The organism is Thalassotalea sp. PS06 (assembly GCF_007197775.1).
GTDB lineage: Bacteria > Pseudomonadota > Gammaproteobacteria > Enterobacterales > Alteromonadaceae > Thalassotalea_A.
This window is the reverse complement of the sequence record NZ_CP041638.1, coordinates 850069-876561: the sequence shown is the minus strand read 5'-3', so window position 1 is coordinate 876561 and position 26493 is coordinate 850069. Positions and strand designations below refer to the sequence as shown.

The 26493-nt window shown below is 44.9% G+C and carries 19 protein-coding genes; 8 read left to right on the top strand and 11 right to left on the bottom strand.

Annotated elements, in window-relative coordinates; translation table 11 throughout:
* Positions 1-59: 59 nt before the first annotated feature.
* On the bottom strand, positions 60-1691 hold the full coding sequence (locus FNC98_RS03810; RefSeq protein ID WP_144035445.1) for an electron transfer flavoprotein-ubiquinone oxidoreductase: 1632 nt from the start codon (positions 1689-1691) through the stop codon (positions 60-62).
* Between the two features lie 364 nt (positions 1692-2055).
* On the opposite strand from FNC98_RS03810, the gene FNC98_RS03805 reads away from it, so the two are divergent.
* From FNC98_RS03805 to FNC98_RS03795, 3 genes are all read left to right on the top strand, one after another.
* Positions 2056-2805 carry an electron transfer flavoprotein subunit beta/FixA family protein gene (locus FNC98_RS03805; RefSeq protein ID WP_143580016.1) on the top strand — a complete coding sequence of 250 codons (750 nt, stop codon included), beginning with the start codon at positions 2056-2058 and terminating at the stop codon, positions 2803-2805.
* Entirely contained in the window at positions 2805-3731 is a 927-nt protein-coding gene (locus FNC98_RS03800; protein ID WP_143580015.1) for an electron transfer flavoprotein subunit alpha/FixB family protein, read from the top strand. Before FNC98_RS03805 ends, FNC98_RS03800 begins: the two co-directional genes overlap by 1 nt.
* 115 nt (positions 3732-3846) lie before the next feature.
* Positions 3847-4173: a translation initiation factor gene (locus tag FNC98_RS03795; protein WP_143580014.1), complete on the top strand. Its 327-nt coding sequence runs from the start codon at positions 3847-3849 to the stop codon at positions 4171-4173.
* 87 nt (positions 4174-4260) lie between these two features.
* Here FNC98_RS03795 and FNC98_RS03790 read toward each other — a convergent pair whose 3' ends face one another.
* Complete coding sequence (locus FNC98_RS03790) at positions 4261-4869, bottom strand: fumarylacetoacetate hydrolase family protein (protein WP_143580013.1); 609 nt, start codon at positions 4867-4869, stop codon at positions 4261-4263.
* Between the two features lie 114 nt (positions 4870-4983).
* On the opposite strand from FNC98_RS03790, the gene FNC98_RS03785 reads away from it, so the two are divergent.
* On the top strand, positions 4984-5793 hold the full coding sequence (locus FNC98_RS03785) for a class I SAM-dependent methyltransferase (protein ID WP_143580012.1): 810 nt from the start codon (positions 4984-4986) through the stop codon (positions 5791-5793).
* Positions 5780-6904: a hypothetical protein gene (locus FNC98_RS03780; protein WP_143580011.1), complete on the top strand. Its 1125-nt coding sequence runs from the start codon at positions 5780-5782 to the stop codon at positions 6902-6904. Before FNC98_RS03785 ends, FNC98_RS03780 begins: the two co-directional genes overlap by 14 nt.
* 3 nt (positions 6905-6907) lie before the next feature.
* Here the strand turns inward: FNC98_RS03780 and FNC98_RS03775 are convergent, their stop codons facing one another.
* Positions 6908-8497 carry a sigma 54-interacting transcriptional regulator gene (locus FNC98_RS03775; protein ID WP_143580010.1) on the bottom strand — a complete coding sequence of 530 codons (1590 nt, stop codon included), beginning with the start codon at positions 8495-8497 and terminating at the stop codon, positions 6908-6910.
* A 260-nt stretch (positions 8498-8757) separates the two neighbouring features.
* Between FNC98_RS03775 and megL the strand changes: the two genes are divergently transcribed.
* A complete protein-coding gene (gene megL / locus FNC98_RS03770) occupies positions 8758-9990 on the top strand; it encodes a methionine gamma-lyase (protein WP_143580009.1) in 1233 nt (410 codons plus the stop codon).
* A 699-nt stretch (positions 9991-10689) separates the two neighbouring features.
* Here the strand turns inward: megL and FNC98_RS03765 are convergent.
* The 5 genes from FNC98_RS03765 to FNC98_RS03745 form a co-directional block, all read right to left on the bottom strand.
* Positions 10690-11535: an RluA family pseudouridine synthase gene (locus FNC98_RS03765; protein WP_143580008.1), complete on the bottom strand. Its 846-nt coding sequence runs from the start codon at positions 11533-11535 to the stop codon at positions 10690-10692.
* A 118-nt stretch (positions 11536-11653) separates the two neighbouring features.
* Positions 11654-12277 carry a protein-methionine-sulfoxide reductase heme-binding subunit MsrQ gene (gene msrQ / locus FNC98_RS03760; protein WP_143580007.1) on the bottom strand — a complete coding sequence of 208 codons (624 nt, stop codon included), beginning with the start codon at positions 12275-12277 and terminating at the stop codon, positions 11654-11656.
* An 18-nt stretch (positions 12278-12295) separates the two neighbouring features.
* Positions 12296-13330 carry a protein-methionine-sulfoxide reductase catalytic subunit MsrP gene (gene msrP / locus FNC98_RS03755; RefSeq protein WP_143580006.1) on the bottom strand — a complete coding sequence of 345 codons (1035 nt, stop codon included), beginning with the start codon at positions 13328-13330 and terminating at the stop codon, positions 12296-12298.
* A 229-nt stretch (positions 13331-13559) separates the two neighbouring features.
* Positions 13560-13925, bottom strand: a complete 366-nt coding sequence (locus tag FNC98_RS03750; protein ID WP_143580005.1) for a glutaredoxin family protein — start codon at positions 13923-13925, stop codon at positions 13560-13562.
* 107 nt (positions 13926-14032) lie between these two features.
* Positions 14033-14581 carry a DUF2058 domain-containing protein gene (locus FNC98_RS03745; RefSeq protein ID WP_143580004.1) on the bottom strand — a complete coding sequence of 183 codons (549 nt, stop codon included), beginning with the start codon at positions 14579-14581 and terminating at the stop codon, positions 14033-14035.
* Positions 14582-14925: 344 nt separating this feature from the next.
* On the opposite strand from FNC98_RS03745, the gene pheA reads away from it, so the two are divergent.
* Complete coding sequence (pheA, locus tag FNC98_RS03740; RefSeq protein WP_260680451.1) at positions 14926-16137, top strand: prephenate dehydratase; 1212 nt, start codon at positions 14926-14928, stop codon at positions 16135-16137.
* 314 nt (positions 16138-16451) lie between these two features.
* A complete protein-coding gene (locus tag FNC98_RS03735) occupies positions 16452-18851 on the top strand; it encodes a TonB-dependent receptor (protein ID WP_143580003.1) in 2400 nt (799 codons plus the stop codon).
* A 69-nt stretch (positions 18852-18920) separates the two neighbouring features.
* On the opposite strand, the gene FNC98_RS03730 is transcribed toward FNC98_RS03735, so the two are convergent.
* The 3 genes from FNC98_RS03730 to FNC98_RS03720 form a co-directional block, all read right to left on the bottom strand.
* Complete coding sequence (locus FNC98_RS03730) at positions 18921-21716, bottom strand: M16 family metallopeptidase (RefSeq protein WP_143580002.1); 2796 nt, start codon at positions 21714-21716, stop codon at positions 18921-18923.
* Positions 21717-22210: 494 nt separating this feature from the next.
* Positions 22211-25309 carry an efflux RND transporter permease subunit gene (locus tag FNC98_RS03725; RefSeq protein WP_143580001.1) on the bottom strand — a complete coding sequence of 1033 codons (3099 nt, stop codon included), beginning with the start codon at positions 25307-25309 and terminating at the stop codon, positions 22211-22213.
* Positions 25309-26388 carry an efflux RND transporter periplasmic adaptor subunit gene (locus FNC98_RS03720; RefSeq protein WP_143580000.1) on the bottom strand — a complete coding sequence of 360 codons (1080 nt, stop codon included), beginning with the start codon at positions 26386-26388 and terminating at the stop codon, positions 25309-25311. Before FNC98_RS03720 ends, FNC98_RS03725 begins: the two co-directional genes overlap by 1 nt.
* Between the last annotated feature and the right edge of the window lie 105 nt (positions 26389-26493).

Sequence of the window (26493 nt, the reverse complement as noted above, 5' to 3'; positions counted from 1 at the left end):
CCCTTTGACACCTTCCCCGAAGAGCAAAAAAGGCGCTAACAGCGCCTTTTTTGTTTACCTTACATATTCGGGTAATTCGGACCACCGGTCCCTTCTGGGGTAACCCAGGTAATGTTCTGGCTCGGGTCTTTGATATCACAGGTTTTACAGTGAATGCAGTTTTGTGAGTTGATCACAAATTTTGCACCTTCATCACTTTCTTCTACTTCATAAACCCCTGCCGGACAATAACGCTGTGCTGGCTCACCGTATTTTGGCCAGTTGACGGTAATTGGGATTTCCGGGTCTTTAAGTTTTAAGTGACACGGTTGCTCTTCTTCATGGTTGGTATTGGATAAAAATACCGAACTCAGTTTGTCAAAGCTCAATTCACCATCCGGTTTTGGATAGTTAATCATTGGCGCTTCGTTTGCCAGTTTGAGCTGAGCGTAATCTAACGTTTCATCTTGGAAGTTAAATGGCAATTTACCGCCGAAGAAGTTTTGATCGAGCGTGTTATAGGCCCCCCCCATAAAGGTACCGAGCTTGTGCATTGCCGGACCAAAGTTACGAGTGTTGTATAACTCATCATACAACCAGGACGACTCAAATTTGTCTGCAAATGCGGTTAAATCACTACCACCTTCATCACCGCCGGAGATAGCTTCAAAGATAGTTTCCGCAGCCAAAATGCCCGACTTCATTGCCGTATGATTACCTTTGATTTTGGCGTAATTAATGGTACCAGCATCGCAACCAACTAACAGACCACCCGGCATGGTCATTTTAACCAAGGAATTATAACCGCCTTTGGCCAAAGCCCTGGCGCCGTAGGAAACACGCTTGCCGCCTTCCAGGTACTGTTTATAGATTGGATGATGTTTCATGCGTTGAAATTCATCAAACGGGCTTAAGTGCGGGTTCGAATAATTTAAATCGATAATCAACCCAACAAATACCTGGTTGTTTTCAGCATGATAAAGATAACCACCACCGGTAGTATCACTCGTTAACGGCCAACCGGCACTGTGGACCACCAGGCCTTCCTGATGTTTTTCCGGGTCAATATCCCAGATTTCTTTAAAACCAATACCGTAATGCTGCGGCGACTTGCCTTCGTCTAAAGCGAATTTAGCGATTAACTCTTTGCCCAAATGACCACGACAGCCTTCGGCAAAAATCGTATATTTGGCTCTTAGCTCCATCCCCGGCATGTAAGAATCTTTCGGGTTGCCGTCAACGTCCAGGCCCATATCCTGGGTGATCACACCGGCGACTTTGCCGTCTTCGTAAATCACTTGTTGTGCTGGGAAACCCGGGAAAATTTCCACACCTAAAGCTTCGGCCTGCTCGGCTAGCCAGCGACACATGTTGCCCATCGAGACAATATAATTACCTTCATTGTGCATGGTTTTCGGTGTTGCAAAGCCTGGTAGCTTAGTACCTTTTTCTTCACCGGTTAGGTAATAAATATCATCACCGGTAACTTTGGTAGTTACCGGCGCACCCAGCTCTTCATAGTTTGGAAATAATTCGGCGAGCGAACGAGGTTCAAACACAGCACCAGATAAAATATGCGCGCCCACTTCCGAGCCTTTCTCAACCACACAGACCATCAATTCCTGATCTTTTTCCTGGGCTTGTTGCATCAATTTTATTGCTGCTGATAAACCGGACGGTCCGGCCCCTACAATAACGACATCAAAGTCCATCGATTCACGTTCCACGTAAACCCCCTCTTGCTCTAATACTTGCTGTAATAACTTTAGTTTGATTTACCGGCATTAGCTTTTTGTTATCTTGCTCAGTAAATACTTATGTATGTTGTTGTGTACGTTATATCACAGATACCACTCGGAAACCTATCTGAACACTTCAGGCGATTGCTAAAAATCAGTTTCTACCCCCGATTTCATTGATCTTTTGATGAGGGCTGAGTAATCTTTCATGCACACAACAAGAAATTTCAAACGATAATTTAAAACACTTGATTGAATTTAGCCAGCAAGTGCAGTAAGTTATTTGCAAAAATTTCGAACAAATAACGATTCGTGCCACAGGCACCATGGGGTTCATATGAAAATTTTAGTGCCAATCAAACGAGTGATTGACTACAACGTTAAGGTTAGGGTGAAAGCCGATAACAGTAACGTTGATCTAACCAATACCAAAATGGCGATCAACCCATTTTGTGAAATTGCCGTAGAAGAAGCGGTTCGCTTAAAAGAGAAAGGCGTGGCGACAGAAATCGTTGCAGTATCCATTGGCGACAAGAGCTGTCAGGAACAATTACGCACCGCATTAGCACTTGGTGCTGACCGTGCAATCCAGGTTGAAGCCGACGGTGAACTGGACGCGTTGAACATTGCCAAGTTACTACAAAAGGTTGTTGAAGAAGAGCAGCCGCAAATCGTATTAATGGGTAAGCAGGCAATCGATAGCGATAACAATCAGACTGGTCAGATGCTTGCTGCACTAACTGGGTTAGCGCAAGGTACTTTCGCTTCAGAAGTCGTTGTTGATGGCGATAAAGTGTCGGTTACCCGTGAGGTTGACGGAGGTTTGCAAACCCTAAGTTTGAACCTACCTGCAATTATCACTACCGACTTACGTCTGAACGAACCTCGTTATGCATCTTTGCCTAACATTATGAAAGCAAAACGTAAGCCTCTAGATGTAAAATCTGCTGCGGATTTCGGTATCGATTTATCGCCTCGTACTAAATTGTTAAAGGTTACGCCGCCAGCACAGCGTGAAGCCGGTATCGTCGTAGAAACGGTCGATGAGTTAGTCGAAAAATTAAAAAATGAAGCGAAGGTGATCTAATGGCTATATTAGTAATTGCAGAACATGATAATAACAGCCTGAAAGCTGAAACGCTGAAAACGTTAAGCGCGGCGCAACAACTTGGCAGCGATATCGACGTATTAGTTGCAGGTAGCGATTGCCAGGCCGTTGCCGAGCAGGCAGCAAAAGCCAACGGCGTACGCAAAGTACTCGTGGCAGACAATGCCGCTTACGCAGAACAACTGGCAGAAAACGTAAGCTTGTTAGTAAACGAAATCAGCGGTGATTACGACTACCTTCTAGGCTGTGCAACTACCACTGGTAAAAACTTCATGCCACGAGTGGCAGCGCTTTTAGATGTCGCGCAAATCTCTGACATCATCGGCGTAGAATCGGCTGATACCTTTGTTCGTCCAATTTACGCGGGTAATGCCATTGCTACCGTGCAAAGCCTGGATAGCAAAAAGGTTATCACCGTTCGTGCAACAGCATTCGATGCGGTTGCAACCGATGGCGATGCCGCAATTGAAGCGTTAGGCCAGGCAACTGATGCCGGTATCTCCAGCCACGTTAAAGATGAATTCACAGAATCTGAACGCCCTGATTTAGGCGCTGCTTCTGTCGTTATCTCTGGTGGCCGTGGTATGCAAAACGGTGACAACTTCCAGCTACTTGAAGGTATCGCCGATAAGCTAGGCGCTGCGATTGGTGCATCTCGTGCCGCCGTTGATGCTGGCTTCGTACCAAACGATATGCAGGTTGGTCAAACCGGTAAAATCGTGGCTCCTGATTTGTACATTGCAGTGGGTATTTCCGGCGCGATTCAACACCTTGCTGGTATGAAAGATTCCAAAGTCATCGTTGCTATCAACAAAGACGCTGAAGCACCTATCTTCCAGGTTGCTGACTACGGTTTAGTTGCCGACTTATTTGAAGTACTGCCTGAGCTGGAAGGCAAGCTATAAGCTAAAGCTTAGATAAAACACCCGCACATGCGGGTGTTTTTGTTTCTGGGCAGTGAAAAATATAATCGGTATAATCAGGCAACTAGGTTGTCGAAATGTATTAAGTGAGAACGCGATGCGCGATCAATTATCAAAATTAGTCTTCTCTACCGATGGTGGCCGTATCAAAGACGAACCGCAGGAGCCAGAAGTCACTCCCTCTGACGGATTTGCCAGAGTCAGACGTGAAACTAAGGGCCGAAAAGGTAAAGGCGTCGTCACTATTACCGGCTTAGGATTAGCACCCAAAGAGCTGAAAGCATTGGCTAAAACCTTAAAGCAAAAATGTGGCACCGGCGGTACCGTTATCGATGAAACCATCGAAATTCAGGGCGATAAGCGCGATATCATCAAAGCTGAATTAGAAAAAGCCGGCTTTAAAGTAAAGTTCATCGGTGGCTAGTCAAAAGCTGGTTCCGGTTCAGTCATACGATCAAGGAGTCAGAGGTGTTGAAAATTAAATAACTCTGACCCTTTGCATTTTTTCTCCTTATTGAGCTTGCCATTTTTGACTGGTCAGCAATTTACCATCTTGCTTAACCCTGGCCTCGAACACCGACCCGGCGACCACCTCTCCGACACCTTTGGGCGTCCCTGTCATCACAATATCGCCGTCCTCTAGTGTTATAAATTCCCGCAGTTGCTCCAAAATGAAAGCTGGTGAGTACATCATCATGGCTACACTGCCCTGCTGACGTCGCTGCCCATCAATATCCAATTCAATTGATAAATCGTCAACCGAGTCAATTTCGACAAATTCACTAAACAGCGCCGAACCGTCAAAAGCTTTTGCCCGCTCCCATGGCAGACCTTTCTCTTTTAGTTTGCTTTGCAGACCTCGTTTGGTGAGGTCTAACCCGGCTGCTACTGCGCTAAAACGGCCTTGCTGATAAACAAAAGCTAATTCTGCTTCAAAATGCAGGGGCTCTTGATGCACCGCTCGCAGTTGCTGCCTTATCGCTGAGTTTGGCTTTAAAAACACCACCATTTCATCTGGAATCGAATTACCTAACTCCTCGATATGCTCAACATAATTACGCCCAATACAGACGATTTTTGACGGACAAATGGACCTGTTATTGCACAAAATGGATTGCATGAAACCTACCTAACACCTTAATTGCCGCTTAGTTTTCCGGCAACAAAGCAGCTTTAATAATGTCAACTATACTAATCATTATCGAATGAACATCAACAATAAAAACAACGGACTATGAACCTTTCGTATCAAGGGATATTTGAGCAGCGCGGTAAACTCTATCAACAGGCAATGAATCGTTGCCCGCATGCCCGTGATGAAGAGTTTGCAAATTTATTGAAACAATTGCCAGCAAATCGTTCTCAGGTCATTGCCGACCTACCAGCAGGTGGTGGTTACCTGAGCCATTACTTATCCGAGCAGGATATTTCCTACACCGCCATTGAAACCAGCCAGACATTTTTCGACTTTTGTCATGAATCGGATAGCCACCATAAAGTATTGTGTCCATTAAATAAGATTTCTTTGGCTGATCAAAGTCAGGATCTACTATATTCGCTCGCAGGAATGCACCACACATTCGATAGGTTTCCGGTTTATCGGGAAATCTATCGTGTTTTAAGGCCCGGAGGAAAGGCAGTTATTGCCGACGTTCCCGAAGGCTGCAAAGTCGATAAGTTTTTAAACAAGTTCGTTGATAAGTTTAATTCGCTCGGACATCAGGGGATGTTTCTGAATCGCCAGGATCTTCAGGCGATGGAAGCTACCGGATTAATTATCCAATCCCAGGTAAAGGAAGATTACTACTGGCATTTTGATAGTATCGAAGACATGGCAAATTATTGTCAGCTGCTATTTGGCCTGGATTTGGCCAACTTAGATGAAATCGTTTCAGGCATTGATAAATACCTTGGTTATCGTCTGATTGACGGTGAAATTCTAATGAACTGGTCCTTACTTTTCATTACCGTGCAACGCCCTAAAGCATCGAATTCATCAGACAAAGTGACACGTTTCAAGACATTCGGTCATGATCATTTCTGAAATCAGCCACGAAAGCCAAGGCGACAAGCACACGATAAGTGCATACCTAGACAACTTTAAACTGTGGTTTACCTTACCCAAAGATATTGGCCGTACCGACGTTATCGACGCATTCGTTGCTGCGGCGTTACTGCCAGCCATGCAAACTGGCCAACCCATTATTGTGCAATCGAAAAAACCTGTTTCCAGAACCCTTTATTTGGGGCTGATCCAACTTCAGCGGATCTATTGTCAATGGTGGCCTCACCTAAGTATGGTAGATATCGTCGCCGAACAGGACATCAGTGAAATCACCTTAAAATCCAATGCCTGTTTCTTCTCAGGTGGCGTCGATAGTATCTATAGCTTCGTCAAAAACCGCAAACAGCTCGATGCGTTATTATTTGTTGAAGGCATTGATATTCAGCTTGATAACCAAGAACTTCTCGAAGAAGTAAAACGAAAAAATCAGGCCTTTGCCAATACCTTCAGTATTCCACTGATTAATATTCGTTCCAATATTCGCTACCTCCCCCATGCTTTTGGGCTAAGTTGGAAAAAGTATTTTTGCGGAGCTGGCCTTGCTGCAACCGGGCTTTTAAGTGGTTTTCAAATGGTGTTGATCCCTTCCAGTCAACCGTTGATTGATGTTTACCCCGATGGAACTACGCCGGTCACCGACCCTCTTTATGCCAGTGAAGCGACCCGTTTTTTCTACGATACCCCCTTGGTGCGTTATCAAAAGCTTAAGTTTTTAAAAAAGCATCGACTGGCAATGCAAACGCTCAGAGTTTGCTGGATGGACAAAGAATACAACTGTGGTGAATGCGAAAAATGCGTTCGAACCCGCTTGATTCTTAGGTTGCTCAGTACCGATTGTCCGACATTGGAACCACTTGATAGTTTGAAACCGGTGTTAAACTGGCGGCTAAGAACTCTGGAAGATTTTAAAATCGTCGAGAACCTTTTGCGCGCAGCAAAACACCAAAAGGATCGAAAGGTGATAAAAGCGTTACGCTATCTGGTTCGACGAGAAAAGCTTAAAAATCGTTTGGCCAGGATTGAGAAAAACCTGTTCCGCGGTTATTTAAAAACCGGCGTTTACCGTATGTTTCGCATAAACAATCCGTAAGTATCATCGTTTCGTCGATAACCCGTGTTGCCTTAATTTAAGCGCAATGGTGTTGTGCGACACACCAAGTCGTTCTGCCAGTTTTCGCGTGCTTGGATACAGTGGCAGCATGCGTTCAAATAGCTGTTTTTCAAAAACACGATGAGCCTGTCCAAGGTTATCGAAATCCGATTCGCTCCTACCTTTTAGCGAAGTGTTTTCTGCGCTTGCTTTAGTCTCACCAATGCCTACAACCATCTCGTTAGTGGAAAGTGTCGGCTGTGGAATATCTCCATCCAACTCCAATTGATTAACTAGCCCATCCTCAGCCAGAGCTACCGCCCGGAACAAGGTGTTTTGCAACTGACGAACATTTCCTGGCCATCGATAATTTAGCAGTTGTTGTTGGACTCCTGGGGCGATTTCAGGAACAGGTAGATTTATCTGAGTTGCGGCATTTTTTACAAAATGTTCGACCAGCAACGGAATATCGCTCTGGCGTTCACGAAGACCTGGCAGTGAAAGATTCAAGACATTTAAGCGGTAAAACAAATCTTCACGAAAGGATTTACTCTCCACCAACGCCGATAAATTTTCATGGGTAGCACTGATGATCCGCACATCGACATGCTTTTCCTTTAGGCCGCCGACGCGTCGAAAACGATAGTCCTGTAAAAAACGTAACAACTTGGCTTGCAAGTAGACCGACATTTCCGCGATTTCATCTAGAAATACCGTGCCACCATCGGCAAGCTCGAATAGCCCGGGTTTACCGCCACTCTTGGCGCCAGTAAACGCCCCCGCGGCGTAACCAAATAATTCACTTTCCAATAAATGCTCGGCAAGAGACGCACAGTTAATCGCCAAAAATGGCTTACGCGTTCGCCCACTGTTGTCATGAATCGCTCGCGCTAACAGCTCTTTGCCGGTACCAGTTTCTCCCTGAATCAAAACAGGAAGCTCTAAATTCGCAAATTTGCGCGCTTGTTCCAGCGCCTGCATAAGTTTCACAGATTTTCCGATAATGGTATCAAATCCCCCCCGTTCATTGGTTTGCGTTGCCGCCAGGTGGCGCCCTACATCGGTCAATGACCGAAGTACTAAAATTGCCCCCTGAACCTTTCCCCCAACTTTAACTGGAGTAATGTCGCAGAAATATTGAATGCCGGAAAAAGTAATTTCCTGAGTAACCGATTGCTCGGTTAAAAATACCCGCAATTTCTGCTCAACGCAGTTTGAAATCATCGAGCCAATTAGTGGTGATTGCTCGGTATTACCAGAAAAGCTTTTCCAGGCTTGCTGCGCCGAGCGATTCGCCATCAGTATCTGGCCATTGCGATCTATATCTAAAATCGGCTCTGGTATTTTCGCCAACATGGCTTCTAATTGTTTCGCGGTCCGTTCACCGGGCAATAAATCGATCTCGTAAACCTGGTTTACCCCGGCTATCGATAATAATTGGGTTATCAGAGCTGAGCTTACCGTATCAAGATGCAGATACGTATGATAACGCGTCACCTCCATTGCAATGAGGTTCACTTTAAGCACAGCAACTTTCGCCAGGATTTCCTGGGTTATTCCGACTCTATCTTCTGATTCAACCGTTAAACGCATAACACCATATCTTAATTCGAACGCCCAAATGTATCATTTTCATTACGAGCGTAACAAAAATAATACAAAAAATAACAAATAGCAATAATCGTCAGAATTTGTAACAAAATTATTACAATAAAGAACAGAAACAATGAAAACCAACCCCGTAAACAGCTGATATATATAGATTTAAAAACTTTGGCTCACGGTTTGCTATGTAGTTCAGTAGTAATACCCCTTTTAATCAGAAGAATAACAACCGCTATTGGTAAAAGATCATGAAAAATAAGTTTAAGCATTTAGAAACCGCTGCAATTCATGCAGGCAAAGTTAAAGACGAACAGTATGGTTCGCTCACCACGCCTATCTATCAGACATCAACGTTCGTTTTCGACAGCGCTGAACAAGGTGGTGAACGCTTTGCTGGAGAGGCTTCGGGGTATATTTATTCGCGTCTGGGTAATCCAACAGTCAGACAGTTAGAACAGAAAGTAGCGCAGCTTGAAGGTATGGAAGATGCTGCGGCCACGGCAACCGGTATGGGCGCAGTATCTGCGGCGTTACTAACGAATCTGTCAGCGGGTGATCATTTAATCGCTTCAAAAGCCCTATACGGATGCAGCTACTCGTTGATTCGTCACCAGCTTACGCGTTTTGGCATTGATGTAACGTTTGTGGATATGAGAGTTCCTGGCAGCATAGAAAAAGCTGTTCGGGCTAACACTAAAGTCATATTTGCCGAAACGCCGATTAATCCCACTCTCGATGTAATTAATTTGGATATGCTAGGCAAAGTAGCTAAACAACATCAGCTAATATCCATTGTCGATAACACTTTCTTAAGCCCTATTTTGCAACAGCCGGCAAAATTTGGCATCGACATTGTTATCCATAGCGCAACTAAATATTTAAATGGGCACGGTGACGTTGTTGCAGGTATCGTTTGCGGTAGCAAAACCATGATTGAACAAATCAAGCTGACCGTTTTAAAAGACATCGGTGCTACCATCAGCCCACACGATGCCTGGTTAATTCTTCGCGGTCTGAAAACATTGCCAATTCGGGTTAAACAACATTGCGAATCCGCGCAAGTCGTTGCTGAGTACCTGCAATCTCACCCTAAAGTAAAACACGTCTATTATCCCGGTCTTAGCAGCCACCCCGGCAATCCTTACATGGGAACACAAATGCTTGGCGCTGGCGGAGTGATAGGGTTTGAGATAAAAGGTGGAATAGAAGATGGCAAGAAACTCATCAATTCGACCCAGCTGTTCTCCATTGCCGTTAGCCTCGGTGATGCCGAATCGTTGATTCAGCATCCTGCTTCGATGACGCATTCTCCTTACTCTGAGGAAGAGCGACTGGAGGCCGGCATCAGCAATGGTTTAATTCGAATTGCCGTAGGTCTGGAACACGTCGACGATATCATCGCCGATTTAAAACACGCCCTATCCGTAATCCCAGAACCAAAAGACACCGTCGGCTCACAAACCATCGCCGATTGCGCATAAGCATTAAGCCCAACAACCAAGCTTTGCGCATTGCTGACTCCCTCTCCAGACAGCGATGCGCCTTTTCCACCGATCGAAATATGCCCCTTGAGTTATCAAGACACCCACCGTTATAGCCATTCCCCCTTTTATCAAGACACCCACCGTAACAAGTTTTGTTAACAAACCGATATAAAATTTATTCCAGGCAAGTGGAGGAGGAGGAAACCACAATGGCACTTCGAAAATATCAAACCCAAAGCACAGTCAGCTCCCTCACGGTAAATATCAAGTTCGACTCTAAGATTCTTGAAATCCATTGCAGCTAAAGGCTTAAAAGAGAAAGACGGTATAGCGCTATCAAGACACCCACTGTAACCTAGCAATGGATGTATTTAACAATGAAGCTATCAGGAGAATTGATTTCGAATCATTCTTCTAAGTTCTCCAGCATTGAAGTTCATCATTAATGGTAAACAATTCATTTTTGGGACGTTCAATTAGCATGGGTGTCTTGATAATTGCCCTGAACTTACAGTGGATTCCAGGCAATACTCGAGGGTTACAGTGGCTATCTAAGTAATTGGGTCTTAGTAATTTAGTTTTGTTGAATCCGGGTGGCTACGATGGGTGTCTTGTTAAATATTCTTCAAAACTCTATCGCTGTAGTTGGGGTAGAATTTTTGCCAGAAGCTTCTGGCAATGCATTTAGTTTTTAAGTTAAATCTGATATTCGATTGGAAGAACAAATTGCAGAAGCGTTTCATCGATTGGGGATGGGAAGGAAAGGTAGACGGAGCAAAGTTGTAGATCTTCTTCTAACTGCCAGCCGTCTTCAGGTTTAGAGTACAGGCGATCACCGACAATAGGAAAACCAAGCTCAGATAGATGACGGCGAATCTGATGCTTTCTGCCGGTTTCAATCGCAACTTCCACTTTACTGCGCCCAAGCTCTTGGTTGAATTCGAGACAAGTTACACGGCTAATCGCATTTTTACCATCGAGTTCATTGTCAATTTTATAATCTTGTAAAGCCCTCGCATCACCACAGACAATGGCCATGTATCGTTTACCGGTTTGGCGATTTTCAAAGGCTGCCGTCAGCTTGCGAACCGTACCTTTACTGTGCGCAATAACCATCAGACCGGATGTTGCTCTATCCAGGCGATGCACAAGAAAACAAGGGCGCTGTGGCTCTAAATGCTGCTCAGCAAATCGGGTAATGGTGGTGTGATCGCTCCATTTAGAGCCTTGAGACAACATGCCATAGGGCTTATACCAAACGCTGTAATCGCCGCCATCTTCAATCAGAACCGCGGGCGTTACCTGTTGCGAAAGAATGTCTGGATTGTAATAAAGATGCAGTGTTTGACCTTTTGTTAAGGTTCGATTAGCGCGTCGCAATCGATTGGTCTTTTTACCTACGGTCAACCAGACACAACCTTTTTGCATCGCTTGTTTTACCTTCCCTGCCGACAACATCGTTACTGCAGTCAAGATATCAATCGCGGTTACATTATCTGCTGATACTCGATGATGCAGTTCTATTACCTCAGGCTGGCTCATAACTATCCATTATTAAATCACTTGCGGGTAGTTTAATAAGTTGCCAATAGTTTTGCACTTTTTACTAAGCTCAAACAGAGAAACGAGCCGAGAAAAACTCGAGAAAAAAACAAAAAAATTAACGATTCGCCCGCCGCCCGAATACACCTGGGAGTAGTTTTTTACGACGTAGCATTAATAAGCCCACAAGAATTAAGACATAAACCGAAGGCTCGATAATGTCAGATTTAACCGACCAGTAAAAATGTATCACCACCAGAACCGTTGCCAAGTAAACATAGTTATGTAGTTTTTGCCATTTAGGGCCCATCTTGCGTTGCAGATATTTAAAAGAGGTTATTGCCAGCGCCAGCAATACCGCAAAAGCAGCCATGCCAAGACTGATATAAGGACGTTCAATCACTTCATCGACGAATAACGCCATATCGAACTGTAATTCAAAAAAGATAAAGTTGAGCAAGTGCAGGCAAGCAAAGAAAAATGCATAGAGCCCAAGCAAGCGTCGAAACCGCAATAACCAGGGCAATTTAAAGCGTTTGGCCAAGGGACTTATGGCAAGCGCAATTAGCAACATGTTCAGAGCCGACATCCCAGTAAAATGAATAATACCTTTTACCGGGTCACTACCTAACTGATCATTAATGGCGAGAAAATAGTAGTACCCCACCCACACTAATGCGGTGAGATGGACGACAGTTTTTAGCGCAACGATGGTCGCATTAGACGGTCTGAAACTTTGCATCTAATAATATTCTTGCATCTAGTAATATTTTCTCAAATCCATGCCACGATATAGTTCTGATACCTGTTCGCCATAACCGTTAAACATCTGAGTTTCGATACGATTACGGGTGAACAAACCACCAGTGGTGATCCTTCTTTCACTCGCCTGGCTCCAGCGCGGATGATCAACTTCAGGATTTACATTGGCATAAAAGCCGTATTCATTAGGGGCAAGGATATTCCAGGTGGTCGGCGGCATTTTTTCTGTTAGCTTGATCTCAACAATGGATTTAATGCTTTTAAAGCCATATTTCCACGGTACCACCAAACGAATTGGAGCACCATTTTGCGGCGGTAAGGTTTTACCATACAAGCCCACAGACAGCAGTGATAACGAGTTCATCGCCTCATCGATTCTCAAGCCCTCCACATAAGGATAATCAATGCCGCCCCCTAAAAATCGGCTGCGCTGACCGGGCATTTGTTCGGGATCGTATAAGGTTTTAAACGCTACATATTTAGCTTTGCTGGTAGGTTGCGCTTTTTTAATCAATTTGCCCAGCTCAAAACCGAGCCAGGGAATAACCATCGACCATGCCTCGACACAACGCAACCGATAGATTCGCTCTTCTAAATCGAACATACTAAACAGCTGGTCGAAATCGAGCGTAAAGGGTTTTTCAACCTCCCCGGTTACTTCTAGCTGCCATGGGTCAACTTTAAACTCCTGGGCATTTTCCGCGGGTTCATGTTTCTGTGCGCCAAACTCGTAGAAGTTATTATGGCTTATCACTTTCGCCTCAGGAGTGAGGGTTTCATCGACGCTGTTAGCATTGGTTTTAACCACATCCAACGCTTTGGTTTTAAAGGTTGCCGCCTGTGCCTGAGTTACAACACCTGAAGGGTTGATACCGTTTGCCCACAACAAACCACTGGCGCCAACATAACCCATGCCCTTGAGAAGCTTTCGACGTCCCTGATACACCGACTCATCAGTCACATCCGCTTCTGTCAGGTTCCGGGTGCGACCGTTTTCGAAAACCTTAAATTTGTTATCGCGCTTTATGAACATGAGATTTGTCCTGAAATTTCGTTACAGACAAAGACAGAGTATCTGAGCATAATCTTTCTAAACGATTATCAACAGTGGAAATTTTAAACAATGGTATTTGCCCCCATAGCCCTTAAATCCTGTATTCCTCAGCATTACTCCTGTTTTGAGTTTCCAAAAACCACTTATCGCGGATACAAAAAAAGCAGCCCGAAAGCTGCCTTTACTTCATTAAACCTGTTCAGGGTTATTAAGCTGGTTGCGCAACCTGCTTTAAATAATTAACGATATCCGTCGATTCATACAACCACTTGGAAGAACCATCTTCGTTATCGATACGCAAACATGGAACGGTACGTTTACCACCCTGCTCTACCAGCTCGCTCAACCGCTGCTCCTGCTTGATATCACGAAGTTCTATGTTTAGGTTCTCACGACGAATGGTACGACGAACTTTCACACAAAACGGACAGGCGTTGAGCTGATATAAACTAAAATTCTCGGTTTTCGCATCCAGGGCCTGCTGCTCTGCAACTTCTCGCTTTGCCTTTTTCGGGGCAAAAACAAAGTTAAACAATAGAATGAGTCGGCCAAGAATAAATCGAATTAGCGCCATGATAGCTCCTGTAGTTATTTGCTAATGGCCTGATTAACAAGGTTGAATCAGGCCTACTCTGTTCGAGTAAATTGAATATATTGATACGGATAATGGTTAGCGAACGGCTACCACATTAAATCATCAGGAATTTGGTAATCCGCATATGGATCGTCTTCATCAATATCTTGCTGCTGATTCTCATAATTTACCAACACTACCTGTTCATCCAAGGTGGCAATTTTGTCAGCAGTCTGCGATGTCACCACAAACGTCTTTTCATCCAACGCACACAATGCAAGCACACCTTTACTTAACGCCGAGTGAGTTTTCTCGTCAATAAACAGGCTTTTCACTTTGTTGTCCTGAGTGAAGTTGAACTTCACCTCACCATCGATATTTTTCAGGCTATGGTGCTGAAGAATTTGCGCAATACGTTGCTTGAGCTCTTTTTCTGCCTGGGCTTTTTGACGCTCAGCATTTAGCTCCTGATCTTTTTTAGCCTTTTCCTGACGAGCAACTTCCAGCTCCTGTTTTACCTGCTCCTGTAAGCTGGCATCCACCTGAGCACCGCTTCGCTGTTGCTTATTGCGCTTGCGCTTATCGCTATTTGCCTGACGGGCTTTTTGTTTAGTGGTTAAACCCGCTTTTAACAATTGATCTTGTAATGACGCCATCGTGAGTATCAGTTCCTGTGTACAAATCTGGCGCTATTCTACCAAATTTTCAGACAATACCAATGAGTAGCAAAACACTTGTAACAACTGAACCGCGATAGCTAACTACAATGGAATAAAATATGGGTAATTTAAGAGTTGACAGTTTTTAACCACTCCCCTACTGTAAGCATTAAAGTATTAACTCAAATTTTACATCCCTAGAAATAATGGGATCCGAAAGAATCGAGCAAACTAATGACAAGTTTTATCGCTGTGTTTCACTTTATTTTCTTTATTCGGCGTTAGCCGGAGGATTTCTCGTGAGACAGCAACGATGAAAACCTCCTAATGGAGGTTTTTTTATGCAAGCAACACCTGGTGAGTGGCAAATGGAAGAAAAACTGGATTTATTAAAAATACGCGAACAGATCTCGACATTGGATCAGCAATTATTGGGGCTGGCAGCAAAACGCAGAGAACTAACCCTTAATGTCGCGAAAAGCAAAGCTCACATTGTACGCCCGGTCAGGGATCAACAACGCGAGCAAGAGCTGTTAGTCAAACTGATTCAGAAAGGTAAAGAGCTTGGCCTCGATGCCCATTACGTCACCCGTTTGTTTCAGCTGATCATTGAAGATTCGGTGCTCAATCAACAAGCCTATTTGCAGCAGCTAAAAAATCCAAATACGAAAGCGCCAACAGTAAGTGTGGCTTTTTTAGGTGATAAAGGTTCTTATAGTTATCTTGCCAGCTACCGTTATTTCTCGCGTCGCGCCGAAGAAATCATCGAATACGGCTGTGCCAGTTTTACAGATATTCTCAATGAAGTTGAGTCGGGTAATGTCGATTACGGTATGCTGCCAATTGAAAACACCAGCTCAGGCAGTATCAATGAGGTTTACGATTTGTTGCAGCACACCAACTTATCCATTGTTGGCGAACTATCCCAGCCTATCGAACATTGCTTACTATCTGCGGTTAATACCTCACTGGAACAGATCGATACCATCTATGCCCACGCGCAACCGGTTCAACAATGTAGTAACTTCTTGAATAAACAAAGCAATATCCGTATCGAGTATTGTGAGAGCAGCGCTGATGCCATGCAAATGGTAGAAAAGTTTAAGCAGCCAAACGTTGCAGTTATTGGCTCTGAAGAAGGCGGACAATTGTATGGTTTGCAGGCCTTTCAAAAAGGAATCGCCAATCAGGATGAAAATCACTCACGCTTTATTTTAGTGGCGCGCAAACCCGTAGATGTTGCTGAGCAAATCCCTGCAAAAACCACACTGATTCTTGCCACCGGTCAGACACCTGGTGCTCTGGTTGATTGTTTGGTTATCTTAAAGCAATACGACATTAACATGACCAAACTGGAATCTCGCCCGATTCAAGGCCGTCCTTGGGAAGAGATGTTCTACATTGATTTGGAGGCAAATCTTAAGTCGGTGGCGATGCAGGAGTGTTTAACCCAGCTTACCGAGCTGACCCGCTTTATAAAAGTTCTCGGTTGTTATCCGAGCGAGCAGGTAAATCCAACCAGCGTGCCTTTTGCCGCGTTAAATGAAAAATAAGACGGAAAGTTCCGGGCAAAACGACTTTAAACAATTCTTAATGGCCAGTATTCACTGGCCATTTTTTTAATAACAATTGGCGCTAACCCTCACAGCTAACCGATCACAATTACATTTCTTTCCCATACTTTCACCGGCAAACAAAAAATGGCAGCTTCAGCAACTTGCACTTATCCTTAAGAAATTCAAGAAAGTTAATATTAACAGTGATCTAGGCCAAACATTCTGAAGTAAATTTTGCATTGGTCACAAAAATTTTACACACTGTTTTATATCCTAACCTTGGATAACAATAACAAGGGTGCTCTCGTCTTATGACATTAACTCGCAATTTAAATAAATTTAACGCCATTGCCTTGGCAGTCACCCTCTCATTCTCCAGTAACCAGGTATTCGCTGCTGAAGATGCTGGGTCATTAAAAATTTCCGTAAAGACCCAGGCATTTTCAAGGGCAATTAACGATGTAAACCTGTTTCTTAGTGATCGCTCTGGCAACAATTACGAGCTGCAATCTACAGAAAATGGTCTGGCCTTATTTAAGCAATTACCGCCGGGACTATACGATTTGAAAGCTGAAAAAGATGGCTATGTTACTGTTGTTGAGAACAGTATTCGGATTACCCGGGATAAAATTACGTCGGTAAACCTGTTGCTGCCAAAAGGTGATGATATTGAGGTAATAAGCGTTATCGCCACTCAAACCGCGAATGCCCCATCAGAGCCCGTATCTACCTCTTATATGAATAGAGAAGCGCTGCGCAGTGCCATTGGTGGTGGTAGTGATGTGCTAAGAGCCTTGGATGGAATGCCAGGTTTAACCTCAACTGGCGAGTTTGCCAGTTTCAGCGTTCGCGGCCGCGGCCCGAGAGACAACCTCATATATGTCGATAACATGCCATTTGATAAGGTTGTGCATTTCGATGCATCCCTTGGCGAACTTGAAGATGTCGACGGCGGTGGACGATTCTCGATATTCGCACCGAATATGATTGAGGGCGCATACTTTTCTCCAGGTGGCTGGGGCGCCGCTTATGGCGGTAAAGCCGGTTCTTTATTAAGGCTGGATGTTATCGAAGGCGGGGCAACACCGACCGCTTCCATACGGTTTGATATCGCCGGATTTGAGGTAGGTTATGAAGGGCCTAGCGGGTTTGATGATGATACACAATTAGTCTTTAACGCCAGGCAGCTGGATTTTGGTCGATTATTTGAGGTAATTGGCGAAGAGGATATTGGCGAGCCGGTACTTTCCGACGTCCTGTTAAAAACCACGACTGAGGTAAATCCCGATAACAGTATCGAATTTTTATTTCTCTATTCACCTGAGGAGTATCGTCGCGATCTCGAGCACGTTGCGGCATCAGTAAATTTCGAAGAAGTTGAAGTCAGTTACAATGAACAGGACTCGACTTTGGTGGGCTTTACCTGGAATACGTTATTGGGTGAAGATAGTGAGCTACGCAGCAATGTCTACTATCGCAACAGCGACAAATTTACTAGTCAGGGAGAATCGTATCCCGATTTAGTACCTGAAGGCACCCCTTTTGAAGATTTCCCGGTTCGCCGTGATATCCTCACCTTTTCAGAAAAAGAAACCGAACTGGGCTTACGATTTGACTTCACCACCTTAAATCGCTTCGGCGAATTCAGTGCCGGTGCTGAAGCCCGCAGATTTGATCTGGATTTTTTCAAGGAATTATCCGACCCGTGGATTCGCTATATCTACGAGCAAGACGATTTTCGTCCCGATCCTTCACAAAAGTATATCGTCCTGCAACCGGAATTTATCGATTCACAGTATGCCATTAAAGCGACCTCATATGCGGCATACGCAGAGCAGGAATTTCAATATAATGATTGGCAGTTTAATACCGGCCTTCGTTACGACAGAGACGAATTGTCCGACGAAAACCTGTTATCTCCACGCCTGAATATCAGCTGGTCGCCTGTGGTTGGTAGCCAATATACATTTACCTCTGGCATTTTCTATCAAGCACCAAGTTTTGTCGACAGAGCCTCAAGTGAAGCAAACCGTTCTTTGCAAAACGAGCGTATCGCCCACTTCTCCGTTGGTGGTAACTGGCGATTAACCGACACTTATAACTTGTTGGCAGAAGTCTACTATCAACAACTTGATAAGTTAGTGGTTGATGGCAATCGCACCGATGGTGATTTAAGCAATAATGGTGAAGGAACCACTTACGGATTAGATACCGTTCTCACCCGATATTTCGACAATGGCTGGTCGGCAATTGCCACCTATTCTTACAATGATGCGCGCTTAGATGACATGGATGGCGAAGGCGAGTATGACGCCGATTTTAACCGCCCCCATGTGTTTACCTTGGGTGCTCAGTGGGAAATTAACAAAAACTGGAAAGTCGGTGCTCGCTGGAAATACTTTACCGGAACACCAACGGATGAGTTTACCGTTAATGAAAATGTTTTGGGTGATGGAAATCCGTTGCGTTTTTCCCAGGAATACACGACTAACAACACCATCAGAGAAAATAATTTCCACCAATTAAATGTGCGTGTTGATTACTTTAAAACCCTGGGTCCTGTTAACGTTATTGCCTTTTTGGATATCGTTAACGTTCTCGCCACCCCATCGACTGGTGAGGAAGATTTCATTCCAACTACCGGTTTGTCCGAAGAGGATGACGGCGATGTATTCCCGCAAATCGGTTTGAAATTTGAAACCACGTTTTAATCTTTGCTAGCAATAAAAACGCAAAAAGCGCTTACCAGGTAAGCGCTTTTTTAATATTGAAACCGCCGATTATTTTGCTAGTTTCGCAAAGTCTCCGGCTTTAAATACATTCGGCTGCTGCGAAGCAATGTACTTTTTAAATGCGGCGTTCACATCTTCTGTGGTCAGCTGCTTGTATTCAGCCGCTCGCTCATCGTAATAACTTAAATCACGCTGCTCTTCACTGGCATCAATAAGAACACCGGCGACATAGGCATCACTTGCCCATTGACGCTTGCGAGAGCTTAGGTAACCATCGATAGCGGTTTGCACTTCTTCATCGGTGAAGCCTTCATTAACCACCTTGGCAATTTCTTCCTGATAAGCCTTGATAACGTTTTCCATATTTTCCGGTGCCGATATCGCTGTGGCATAAAACACGCCAGTGTCATCCTGGGTGGAGGCTTGTAGCCCAGAACCTACAGAATAGCTGTAGCCTTCTTTCACCCGAATTCGGGCTCCGATTCTTGAGGTAAACGGGTCACCACCGAAAATAGAATTGGCTATATAAAGCGCAGGGTAATCATCATCGGTTGATTTGATCTTAATAGGATTAATCATATAAACCGACGCATTGGCTTTATCTGGCGTTTCTGAACTTACCACCAGGCCTTGCTCATCTTTTAAATTAATTGGAATATATTGGTAATCCATATCCGACGTATATGGGTTTAATACCGCCAGCAGATGCTCAGATACCGCTTCGCTGTTAACATCGCCAACAACCGCAATATGACCATGGTTGATAGCGAAGAATTGCTTATACAGTTTTTCAAGTTTTGCGCTGTCGATAGCCCGAATGGCTTCAATTTGCTCATCAATGGTCATGTAAGCTTTTGGATGTCCTTTAGGATAATCAAACAATGACTCGCGATAACTGTTTAACGCAACCGTGCCTGGCTCGGTACGGCTTTGGTTTAAACCGGCAATCATACCTTTTTTGGTGATATTCAGCTCTTTTTCCGGGAAGCTTGGCTCGGCTAGTAGCTCTCCCATAAAATCAATAACTGCCGGCATATTGTTTACATCGGTTTTGATATTGATACTGAACTCACCCACTGCATTTGAACCAAACGATAAAGAAGATTTCAGTTGATCTAGTCGGTCAGCAATTTCCGACTTGGTATATTTAGCATTGCCCGCTTTAATCTGTGAGCCAATCAACCCCATGGCTGTCGCCTGGCCGGTCAGAGCATCTGCATCGGCATTTGGGAAAAACATTCTGATTAACACTTCTTCACCGCGAAGCTTTTTCGGATAGACGCTGACTTTGGTGCCGGACTCCCAGGTTTGGGTGTAAAGGCGAGCTTTAATGTTTTCGACGCTATTATCGTAAACTTCGCCAGCAACGACGGCTTCGCGGCCAACATAATCGCCAAGGATTTCGCTGGCTACGGGGACTTTAGCAATTTCTGCTCGTTGTGGGTTTTCCGTTGGCAGGAATCGACCTAGGGTTCGGTTTGAACTGATCAGGTATTTTTCCGCAACTGCCTGAACCTGCTCTACAGTAACCTGCTCGACTAAATCGCGGAAATAGAACATATAGCGATAATCACCTTTGGCGATATATTCAGCCAATGCCATACCCACACCGGTTGCGTTGCGCATATCCTGCTCAACCTGTTTCGCAAGTAAAGCTTTTGCAAAATCCACCTCTTCCTGAGTAATCGGCTTGTTTTCGATATTTTCAGCAAGTTTTATCAAACCATTTTCCAGCGGTTTTAATTTCTCGATATTCTGACCTTTCTCACCCTGGACCAGGAACAGGATCTGTGAGCCTTCTTTTAAGAAGAAAGATACCTGAGTACCGCCAGATGTTAGTCCGGTATCAACCAGATCTTTCTTAATTCGGCCTCGACTGCCATCGGCAAGAATTACCTGTAGAACCTGCAATGGCGCGGCATCTGGATCTAATCCGGATGGACCGTGATAGTAAAGGCCAAGAAATGGCACATCGCCGGTACGACGAAGATTTACCACACGCTCACCGTCTTGAGTTGGCTCACGGGTATAAAGTTCTTCAACGGGCTTCTCCGGCTGGTCAATAGCGCCAAAGGTTTCCTCAATCCGGGCTTTGGTTTTGTCGGTGTCGAAACGACCAGCAACAATCAAGGTTGCATTGTCGATACGATAATGGGTTTTGTAGAACTCGCGTAATTTAGGAAATGGGAAGTTTTCTACGTCGGAGCGGGCGCCAATCGTGGAATTGGCATAGTTATGCCAAAGGTTAGCAACCGATGCCAGACGTGCCATCAGGATGCGGCTTGGAGAATTTTCATTACGTTCCATTTCATTGCGAACAACCGTCATTTCGCTCTTTAACTGCTCTTCAGTGAAGGTCGCGTTGATCATCCGATCCGCTTCCATACCCAATGCCCAGTTTAGTGAGTCTTCATTGGCTTCAAATGACTCAAAATAGCTGGTTCTGTCATACCAGGTATTGGCATTCGACGCCATGCCCCGCTTTTTGAATTCTTTATCGATTTGCTGATAATTCGTAGAGCCCTTAAACAGCATATGCTCGAGCAAATGCGCCATACCAGTTTCGCCATACTTTTCATGGACAGAGCCAACACGGTAGGTAATATTTACCAAAGTTTTCGGCTGCGAATCGTCTTTAAACAATAGGACTTTCAAGCCATTGCTTAGCATATACTCATCGATACCTTCGACATTACGCACATATTCTAGGGTGTGCTTGGGAAGATTCTGGGTTTGATTTACTGATGGAGATGTTTGAGTCGAAGCCTTGTCATCAACACTGGAGCAACCAAAAACTACCGTTGAAAAAGCCAGACAAAAATAAAAATTCTTTTTAAAGATCATTAAGATCACCAATCCTGTGGAATTTCATTTAGTTAAATCATTATGGATAAAAGTGCGAATAATTAAAAGAATATCCAAGGTATAGAAGCAATTAAAATGTAAAGATTTATTGAGTCTGGATTTAATACTTTCTCTACACCAAATCCTAATCACTTTCCTCCTCCTCCGACTCCATTGGCCTGTTCCTGCAGAAAATCGGTGTTCGCCAATCAATAACAGTGGGTGTCTTGTTAACAGTGGATGTCTTGGTAACGGTGGGTATCTTGATAACAGTGGGTGAGTGGGTGTCTTGATAACAGTGGGTGTCTTGTTAACAGTGGGTGTCTTGTTAACAGTGGATGTCTTCGTAACGGTGGGTGTCTTGTTAACGGTGGGTGTCTTGTTAACGGTGGGTGTCTTGTTAACGGTGGGTGTCTTGATAGTGATTAACAAACGCCGGTGATGGATATGAAAAAGCCGACTCACGCCGGCTTGGTTTATCGTTGCAACGGTAACTAGTTGGTAGATATCTGAGTTTCCTGCTTAACAATCTGCTGACTGATGTACTCAGGAGAGTGGGTGTTTCGACACAACCAGTAATATGCGCCCGGTACGATAAACAAGGTGAAGATAGTTGCCAAAGCAACACCACAGAAAATAACCACACCAATCACCATTCGGCTTTCAGAGCCTGGGCCTGAGGCCAATACCAATGGAATCGAGCTCATAATGGTGGTGAAAGACGTCATCACGATTGGACGCAGACGCTGTTTTGAAGCATGAATTAACGCCTGCTCAAACGCTTCGCCTTTATCACGCAACTGGTTGGCAAATTCAACGATAAGGATACCGTTTTTCGCCGCCAGACCAATGAGCATGACGATACCGATTTGACTGTATACGTTGAGGCTCATGCCAGACAAATACAGTCCTGCCAATGCACCTACCAATGCCAATGGTACGGTTATCATGATAACTAGTGGATGAATAAAGCTTTCAAACTGCGCCGCCAGCACAAAGTAAGTGATTAGCAACGCCAGACAGAAAATCAGTAGCATCGAGTTACCGGTTTCTTTAAATTTTTGCGACTGACCGGTGTAATCCACCGCCGCTTCTACTGGCAATTCACTTTTCACGATATCGTTCAAGTAATCCAGGGCTTCGCCCAAGGTGTAATCGTCGGCAACATTACCAGTTAAGGTAATCGAGCGCAGACGGTTATAGCGATTTAATCGCGACGACGTTGCATTTTCTTTGATGGTTACCAGGTTAGAAAGTGCAACTAACTGCCCCGTTGACGACGAGCGAACATACAGATTGTCGATAGAACTTGGGCTACGATAATCGTTTTCATCACCTTCCAGCATGACGTTATATTCTTCGCCACGCTCAAGATAGGTAGTCACCCGGCGATTACCCAACATAGTTTCCAACGTGGCTCCGATATCTCCCACCGAAACCCCAAGGTCAGCGGCACGGGCACGATCGATGTTTACCATTAATTGCGGATAGGTTTCTTTGTAGTCACTGTCGAGGCCAATGATTTTCGGGTTTTCCTGAGCTTTGGCCATGACAATGTCACGCCAGCGCGCCAGTTCTTCGTAATTATTACCTTGAAGCACAAACCCGATCGACTGGCCACCACCGCTGCGACCACCAAGGCCGCCTCGCATCATCACGAACGCGCGAACGTCCGTAAGCTGCGCTAAATCGCGATTAAACATGTTCATAAAATCAAAAGAAGAAACCTTACGCTCTTCCCAATCAGGCAATCCGATAATGGCAATACCGCCAGTACCGCCAAAGCCGGGGACGCGAACTAAAACCCGCTCAAGGATGCCATCGTCGTAATAGTCCATGAGTTTCGATTCGATTTTGGTCATATTCTCAGCGTTACGCTCAAAGCTCGCACCTTCAGCCCCCGACATGATCATAAAGGCACTACCGCGATCTTCTTTTGGCGCATATTCGGAAGGTAATTTATCGAACAATACCCAAAGACTGGCAAAGGCTAACCCCATAACGACAACGATCATGAACGGCTGCTTTACAACCGAAACCAGGCTATTGCCATAACGGGCTTCTAGTTTTGCAAAGCCTTTATCAAGCAGCTGACCTAACGATGAGCTGCGTTGTCTGTGTTTCAATAACTTAGAACACATCATCGGCGTCAGTGATAACGCGGTTACCGAAGAGAAAATTACCGCCGCGGCAATTGCCAAAGCGAATTCGGTAAACAGGCGCCCAATGTCACCGGACAAGAACACTAGCGGTACGAATACCGCAACCAAAACCAATGTGGTCGCGACAACCGCAAAGGCTACTTCACGACCACCGTTGTATGCCGCCATCAGCGGCGTTTCTCCTTCTTCAATGCGGCGGTAAATGTTTTCCAGAACAACAATGGAATCATCCACCACCAGGCCGATAGCCAGCACTAACGCCAATAGTGTTAACAAGTTTATCGAAAACCCGAGCGCCGAAAGGATGATCATTGAGCCAATCAGAGCGACCGGTACAGTAACTGCCGGAATAAAGGTTGCGCGAACATTGCCGAGGAAAATGAATATCACCAGCACCACCATTAACATGGCGATGCCTAGGGTGTTATATACCTCATCGATGGATTGTTTAATGAAAATCGAAGAATCGTAGCTTGGGATGATGGTAGTTCCTGCCGGCAAGTTATCTTTGATCACTGCCATCTCATCACGAGCGGCTTGCACGACTTCGATGGTATTGGCTGTGGACTGCTTGATAATGCCCAGTCCAACCATATTTTCGCCATAACCACGGAACATGGACTCATCATCCTCGGCGGTTACGCTCACGTCAGCGATGTCGCCAAGACGAACCAATGAATTGTTGTCGCCTCGGGCGATAACCATCTGGGCAAAATCTTCTGGGGTGTTGTAACTTCGGGCAACGCGAACGTTAAAGTTACGATCAATTGATTTCACTTCACCCGCTGGCAGTTCGATGTTTTCTTTACGCAACGTGTTTTCAATATCCGCCACGGTGATGCCACGAGCCGCCATTGCCTGGCGATTTAACACAATTTTCATCGCATAGGTGCGGCCGCCGCCAACCATTACCTCGGCAACGCCATTGACCACCGCGAACCGGTCAACAATATAGCGATTCGCATAATCGGTTAATTCCAGCGTATTAAAGACTTCTGACTGCAGGGTGAACCAGACAATAACATCTTCATCATCATTGGCCTTTTGAATTTCAGGTGCTTCAGCCTGCTCAGGCAATCGACCAATTTCCGAAGAAATTTTGTCGCGAACGTCGTTCGCGGCGCCATCAATATCACGGTCGATATTAAATTCGATGGATATTCTCGAACGACCATCACGGGACGATGAGGTGATATTTTTGACCCCTTCAATACCGCTGATCCTGTCCTCGAGAACCTGAGTAATTTTGGTTTCGACAATGGCCGCAGACGCACCATTGTATTTGGTTGACACTGTGATAATTGGCGTATCCGTATCCGGATATTCGCGCAGCGGCAGCATTAAGAAGGCAACGATACCGAAGGTAACAATCAACAGGTTGATTACGGTCGCAAAAACCGGACGTTTTACCGATAAATCAGAAAGGATCATTATTTGCCTCCTTTCACCGTAGCCTGGTTATCATTGACAATTTTGACCTTGGCGCCATCACGGAGCTTCAGAGCCCCTTCAACCACGACATCCTCGGCTAAATCCAGGCCACTGATAATTTCAACAATGCCTGGCTTACGACGACCGATAACTACCGGCTTGCGTTTTGCAACCCCTTGGTCTGCTACAAATACGAAATGACTATCTTCGAATGGGATCACGGCACTTTCAGGCAGCTGCATAATCTCTTCGACTTTGCGCTTAATTGTAATCCCCATCAGCATTCCCGGGCGCAATTTCCCTTCATAATTAGGGAGCTGTGCACGTATCTTTACCGTGCGGGTCAGAGCGTCGATACGCGATGCGATACTGGTTACCGTGCCGCGAAATAATTCGTCTGGGTAGGCAACATTACGCGCTTTAATCGTCTGGCCAACAGACACGGTAGGTAAGAACCGTTCCGGAACTGAAAAATCGACTTTAATCATATCCAGATCATCCAACGAGGTAATGGCCTCACCATTGCTGACCAGAGCGCCGACACTAACCTGACGAAACCCAAGCTGGCCACTAAAAGGCGCCCTGATAGTCAGGTTATCTAATACCGCCTGGGCACTTTTTAGCTGCGCCCGGATTGACTGAGTTTTTGATAATTGCTCATCACGCTGAGAAATACTGCCCACGTTGCGGGCAAGAAGATCATTAAAGCGCCGAAGTTGCGACTCTGCTTCAGCAAGGTCAGACTCAAGTTCTTTGACTTTCGCCACTTCTTCTGTATTGGCAAGCTGTACCAATATATCGCCTTTCTCTACCTTGTCGCCATCATCGAAGTGAATACTCTCAACGATGTCTGAATACTGAGCGGTGATAATCACCTGCTCATTCGCATTTGCGGTACCCAGTGCTTCAAACTCGTCGCTAAATTCAGCGCGAATTACCGGAGACGTTTTGACGGTGACGGTGTGAGCGCGGCGCTCTCGCTCAGAACTTTGTTCTGGCCATTGCAGATATACAATTAATGCTGTTAAAACAACAGCTAATAAGATTAAAGGAAGACGTGAAACGGATTTATTTTCCATAGCAGAAATTCTTGATATAAAAATTGGCGTTAATATAGCTTAGATTGTGAATTAACACGATAATCGAGTAAGCTAAAATCTATGATTTACAGTATTTTTACGATT